Origin of the sequence: Mesorhizobium sp. M7A.F.Ca.US.005.03.2.1 (genome assembly GCF_003997795.1) — a bacterium.
Classification (GTDB): domain Bacteria; phylum Pseudomonadota; class Alphaproteobacteria; order Rhizobiales; family Rhizobiaceae; genus Mesorhizobium; species Mesorhizobium ciceri.
The window spans coordinates 1-565 of sequence record NZ_RZRP01001546.1 but is presented as its reverse complement, the minus strand read 5'-3'; the positions used below and the strand labels follow the sequence as shown (position 1 = coordinate 565).

1 protein-coding gene is annotated in these 565 nt (G+C 63.9%); it reads left to right on the top strand.

Translation table 11 applies throughout. The annotated features are described in order from the left end of the window. Positions 1-93 precede the first annotated feature (93 nt). A partial coding sequence (locus EN991_RS39035; RefSeq protein ID WP_206519375.1) for an FUSC family protein occupies positions 94-565 on the top strand: 472 nt, incomplete at its 3' end.

Sequence of the window (565 nt, the reverse complement as noted above, 5' to 3'; positions counted from 1 at the left end):
ATCCAGGAACGCGCCGAATTCGCCGAGACGGAAGTGCTGGATATCTAGCCGCCAGCCGGTCCATAACAAGGCTCCAGTTGCGGAGACGAGCATGTGACCAGGACGCGGCTGAAAGGCTATTTCGAGACGAGTTTAGCCGGGTTGACGCAGCCGACGCGCTCCGACTGGATCTTTGCCTTGCGCACCGTTTCAGCCGGCTTGATCGCGCTGCTGGCAGCCTATGCGCTGAAGCTCGACCATCCGCAATGGGCCATGATGACGGTGTTCATCGTCGCCCAGCCGGTTGCCGGCATGGTGCTGGCGAAGGGCTTCTACCGGCTGCTCGGCACGCTGGTCGGCGGCATCGCCGCGATCGGCATCACCACCGTTTTCGGCACCAACCCCTGGGTGCTGGTGACTGTGCTTGCCGTCTGGATCGGCATCTGCACCTTCGTCTCGTCGCTGCTGCGCAATCCGGAAGCCTATGGCGCCGCCCTGGCCGGCTACACCGCAATGATCATCGGCCTGCCCGCTTTCGGACAGCCGCATCTCGTCGTCGACCTCGCTGTCGCGCGCTGTGCCGAGA